6 protein-coding genes are annotated in these 5459 nt (G+C 41.2%); all 6 read right to left on the reverse strand.

Annotated elements, in window-relative coordinates; all coding sequences use genetic code 11:
• On the reverse strand, positions 1–1372 hold a 1372-nt coding region (locus tag AC1DUW_RS20370), incomplete at its 3' end, for a chromosome segregation SMC family protein (RefSeq protein WP_477643313.1).
• 24 nt (positions 1373–1396) lie between these two features.
• Positions 1397–2137 carry a ribonuclease III gene (rnc, locus tag AC1DUW_RS20375; RefSeq protein ID WP_053348012.1) on the reverse strand — a complete coding sequence of 247 codons (741 nt, stop codon included), beginning with the start codon at positions 2135–2137 and terminating at the stop codon, positions 1397–1399.
• 263 nt (positions 2138–2400) lie between these two features.
• Complete coding sequence (locus tag AC1DUW_RS20380; protein WP_053345291.1) at positions 2401–2634, reverse strand: acyl carrier protein; 234 nt, start codon at positions 2632–2634, stop codon at positions 2401–2403.
• 57 nt (positions 2635–2691) lie between these two features.
• Entirely contained in the window at positions 2692–3435 is a 744-nt protein-coding gene (gene fabG / locus AC1DUW_RS20385) for a 3-oxoacyl-[acyl-carrier-protein] reductase (protein ID WP_053345290.1), read from the reverse strand.
• A 2-nt stretch (positions 3436–3437) separates the two neighbouring features.
• On the reverse strand, positions 3438–4379 hold the full coding sequence (fabD, locus tag AC1DUW_RS20390) for an ACP S-malonyltransferase (protein ID WP_053345289.1): 942 nt from the start codon (positions 4377–4379) through the stop codon (positions 3438–3440).
• A gap of 24 nt (positions 4380–4403) precedes the next feature.
• Entirely contained in the window at positions 4404–5393 is a 990-nt protein-coding gene (gene plsX, locus AC1DUW_RS20395) for a phosphate acyltransferase PlsX (protein WP_053345288.1), read from the reverse strand.
• Positions 5394–5459: the final 66 nt, after the last annotated feature.

Here is a 5459-nt window from a genome sequence, read left to right on the forward strand (position 1 = left end):
GATTTCGGAAAAAAGAAACATGGTCTTCAAGCTGCTTGGTCACCTTTTCCATCAGCTGTGTATATTCCTTTTTTTTTGCGGTGATATCTGTTCTTTCCTTTAAAAACTTTTCGTTTTCCTGATCAAGCTTGGCATTTTTATGTTCCTGCTGTGTAAGCTGCTGAAGCAGGTATTGCTTTTCATTTTTTGCCGATGCCTGCTTGTTCAACCACTCGATGTAGTCACTCTTTTTCACTTCGATCATGGCTTCGATATCGCTATTGAATAGGCCTAGGCTTTTTTGCTTTTCATGTAAAATTTCTTGTATGCCCTTTACTTCGGAGTTGAGTACATTTAGAATTTCCGTTTCTCTTTCCTTTTGTAAAGACAAACGCTCAACCGCTGCTTCACCTTCTACGATCGCTTTTTGAAGCTGTGACTTATTTTGGGCAGCATTTTTTTTTCGTTCTTTCAATACTTCTTTACGGCCTTCAAGCTTTTCAAGCTCTTCACTTGCATTCAACAGTATTTCCTGAAGTCCATTAATTGATGTCTCAAGTGTGGCTAGATTGCCCCGGACATTTTTGAGATGCTCTTCCCGCTCATGAAGCTGGCCACCCATTTGTTGCTCCATCTCATTATGTTTTTCAAGCTCTTGGGACAAGCTTTCCCATTTTGCATAAAGTTCTTCTATTTCAAAAACGGTTAAAGCTACTTCTATTTGTTCAAGCTCCTCTTTCTTCTCCAAATATTCCTTGGCGAGGGAAGATTGAATTTTTAACGGTTCCACTTGGCCCTCTAATTCATGGAGAATATCATGGACCCGGTTTAAGTTATCCTGTGTTTCCGTTAGCTTCGATTCCGCTTTACGTTTTCTTGTTTTATATTTTAAGACGCCGGCTGCTTCTTCAAAGATAACACGTCTTTCTTCTGCCTTACTGCTTAGGATTTCTTCTACTTTCCCTTGGCTAATGATAGAAAATGCTTCGCGACCAAGACCAGAATCCATAAACAATTCAATGATATCTTTCAGTCGGCAACCTTGATTATTAATGAAAAATTCACTTTCACCCGATCGATACACCCGTCTTGTCACACTGACTTCATGAAAGTCAATCGGCAGGGTATTGGTCTCGTTATCAAGGGTCAGGGAAACCTCTGCAAAATTTAACGCTTTTCTCGTGTCACTTCCTGAAAAGATGATATCTTCCATTTTTGCACCACGCAGCGATTTTGCAGACTGCTCTCCAAGTACCCAGCGGACTGCGTCGGTCACATTACTTTTACCGCTTCCGTTTGGTCCAACCACTGCCGTGACACCAGGTACAAAATCAATCGAAATTTTATCTGCGAAAGATTTAAATCCTACAACGTCCAAGCGTTTGAGGAACATGACCTTTCCTCCTCTACTGTTCAACTATCTTGTTGAGCTTTTTTCTTTTAAAACGATCAATGCGTGCTCGGCAGCATGCTGCTCCGCTTCTTTTTTCGATTTTCCTACTCCAGAACCCAAATCTTCTCCATTCAAAGAGACAGTCGAAACAAATTCACGATTATGGGCCGGCCCTTTTTCATGCAAAATTTTATATTGCAGGACACCGATAGCATCTCTCTGTATGAGCTCTTGAAGCTGGCTCTTATAATCCATCACATGAGAAAAAGCACCCTCGTCTATCTTCGGAAATACAACATTTTTCAAAAACTGCACAACTGGCTCTAATCCTTGATCGAGGTACAAAGCCCCTATATAAGCTTCAAATACATCCGCAAGCATGGCAGGACGTTCTCTTCCGCCTGTCATTTCTTCCCCTTTTCCAAGTAATACATATTCCCCGTAAGAAAGACTATTGGCAAAGGCAACAAGTGATGGCTCACAGACAATGGCTGCCCTTAATTTTGTAAGCTCCCCTTCACTCATCATCGGATATTTTTGATACAAGTATTTAGATATAGTCAGTTCAAGTACAGCGTCTCCTAAGAATTCAAGCCTTTCGTTATCTTCATAAGGCTTACGGCGATGCTCATTCACATAAGATGAATGTGTAAAAGCTTGTTTCAATAAATTTTCATCTTGAAAATAGAAACCTAAACTTTCTTGTAACTGTTTAAATTTATTATCTTTGATTGATGGTTTACGATTATTTCCGTTCCTACGTATCACACAAAACCCTCCACAACGGTTCAAAAAACATATTTTTCCAATATATAAAAAGAAACTTGGCAGGAATTCCTGTCAAGCCTTCCTATGTACCATCATACAGTATAATCCGCTTAATGAAAACTAGCCGGCCGGCTTACAGCTAAGCAGACGGAGGCTCAGTTGGATGTATACTTATTCCCTTAAAATCGGCCGCTGCTTCAGGCTTCTTAATAAGAGAAAGCTCCGTTAAAAAACGGAGCTTTTAGTCAAAGGACATTTCATTACATAGTGCTTTTTATGTAATTCACAGCATCACCTACTGTGGCGATTTTTTCAGCATCATCGTCCGAAATTTCCATATCAAACTCGTCTTCAAATTCCATAACTAGTTCGACTACATCTAGGGAATCGGCACCAAGATCTTCTTTGAAAGAAGCTTCAAGTTTCACTTCTGATTCTTCAACGTTCAAACGATCTACAACGATTTTAGTTACTCTTTCTAATACATCTGCCAATGTGTTCACCTCCCCTCAAAACATTATAAATTAATTTTGAAAAAAATCAAAGAAAATCTACATAACCATGCCGCCATCAACATGAAGTGTTTGTCCAGTCATATATTTGCTTGCATCTGAAGCCAGGAAAGACGTCACTGCAGCTATGTCTTTAGGGTCACCAAAACGTGCCAGTGGAATTTGATCCAGCATCGCTTTTTGGACATCTTCAGGCAATTCCCCTGTCATATCCGTCGAGATAAAGCCTGGAGCAATCGCATTGACCGTAATCCCTCTTGATGCAAGTTCCTTGGCTGTAGTTTTAGTCAAGCCGATCACTCCAGCTTTGGCCGCTACATAATTAGCCTGCCCTGCATTTCCGCTAACGCCGACGATTGATGCCATATTGATGATCCTTCCGCTACGTTGCTTCATCATTTGTCTAGTGACTGCTTTTGTGCAAAGGAACACACCTTTTAAATTCGTATTAATGACTGAATCCCATTCTTCTTCTTTCATCCGCATCAGTAGGTTATCACGTGTGATACCAGCATTATTAACTAGAATATCTACTCGGCCAAACTGTTCGACGACCTCTTTGATCATGCTTGTTACCGATTCACTATTTGCAACATCACATTGAATCGCAAATGCTTTACGGCCCAATGCCTTGATTTCACTTACCACTTCATTGGCTTTCGATTCGCTGCCAGCATAATTGATAGCAACATCTGCTCCCTGTCGAGCAAGTTCTAAAGCAACTTCCCTTCCAATACCACGGGACGCTCCAGTTACAAGTGCTTTTTTACCTTCTAAGATCATGCTTATACCCCCTTCAATGCTTCAACTGTTTTAGTTAGAGTATCTAGATCAGAAACTGAGTAAATGTTAACAGAACGATCAATTTTCTTTATTAATCCGCCTAATACTTTTCCAGGGCCTACTTCGATGAACGTATCAACACCTAATTCAAGTAGTTTTTTAACGCAATCTTCCCAAAGTACTGGTGAGTACAGCTGTTCAATTAATTTTTCTTTAATTTCTGCCGGAGCGGTAATAGGGTTTGCCGTTACATTTGAAATCACTGGTATTTCCGCTTGTTGAAAGCTCACTTCATCAAGTACATTCTGTAATTTTTCAGCCGCTGGTTTCATCAATTCTGAATGAAACGGCCCGCTTACTTCAAGTGGAAGTGCCCGCTTTGCTCCATTTTCCTTTGCTTTTGCACTAGCCAGCTTTACGCCTTCTGTAGTCCCTGAAATGACGATTTGTCCCGGACAATTTATATTAGCTAATTGAACAGATTCCCCTGTTGCAGTAATTCCAGCAGTTACCTCAGTAAGTGCTTCACGGTCCATTCCTAGAATCGCAGCCATTGAGCCTTGACCATTCGGTACCGCAGCTTCCATGAATTCGCCACGCTTACGGACAGTATAAACGGCATCTTCAAAAGAAATTGCACCTGACGCTACTAATGCAGTATATTCTCCTAAACTATGTCCTGCCGTAAAATCGGGTTTGATACCTTCTTCTTCTAATGCCCTAACAAAGGCATAACTTGTAGTCAATAATGCGGGTTGCGCATTGTAGGTTACCGTTAATTCTTGTTGTGTTCCATTAAAGATAAGCTCAGAAAGTGGAAAATCAAGTTTTTCATCCGCTGTTCGGAAAATGTGCTGAGCTCGCTCGTTTTCCTGAAATAAGTTCTGACCCATTCCTATTGACTGTGAACCTTGTCCGGGAAAGACAAAAGCAATTTTACCCATCAGTTAATCCCCTACCTCTATAAATTATTGATCTTTTTCTATCGTCTTCGCAATGGTCGGAATGACGTCATGGCTAACCATATCACGTGTCTGGCGGATTGCATTATAGACAGCGTTCGCATCGGAAGATCCATGCGCCTTAATGACAGGTGCCTTCAAACCGAATAATCCGGCACCACCATACTCCGAGTAATCCATTTTATTTTTAATGCCTTTTAGTTCCGGTTTCACTAGTGCTGCAGCAATCTTACTCTTCAGATTGCTCATCAACGCTGTTTTTACCATTTTAAAGACACTCATAGCCGTACCTTCAAGGGTCTTCAATACCATATTGCCAGTGAAGCCGTCCGTTACGACTACATCTGCTGGTCCGTTAAGGAGATCCCTAGCTTCTACATTACCGATAAAGGAAATTTCTGATGATTGCTGCAGCAATGTGAAAGCATGCTTCGTCAGTTCATTTCCTTTTTTTTCTTCAGTCCCGATATTCAAAAGTCCGACGCGGGGCTTTTCAATACCGCGTACTTTTTTTGCATATACAGAACCCATTATGGCAAATTGAAGCAGATGCTCCGGTTTCGCATCGGAATTCGCACCTACATCAAGAAGAACAAAACCTTTTCCATCGATTGTCGGTAAGGTCGGAGCCAATGCAGGACGTTCAATTCCTTCTATTCTACCAACAACAAACAAGCCTGCAGCCATTAATGCACCTGTATTACCGGAAGAAATGCATGCATCTGCCTCTCCGTCAGCCACCTGTTGAGCTGCCAATACCATCGAAGCACTTTTCTTGCGGCGAACTGCACGAACTGGTTCATCGGTACTTAAAATCTTTTCTTCTGTATGTATAACATTTATCCGGTCATGTTCCGTTAAGTATGGACTAATTTCAGCTTTATTGCCTACCAAGGTTATTTCTACATCGGAAAAGGCCTCGACAGCTTTCATTGCCCCTAACACCTGTGCCTTGGGAGCATTATCGCCACCCATTGCATCTATCGTTATTTTCATGTTCTTTCATCCTTTTCTAGAAAGTTAAGAGCGATACATATCGAACTCGCCTTTAAAAACCAGTTC

This window comes from Peribacillus sp. P4_C12 (assembly GCF_056402095.1).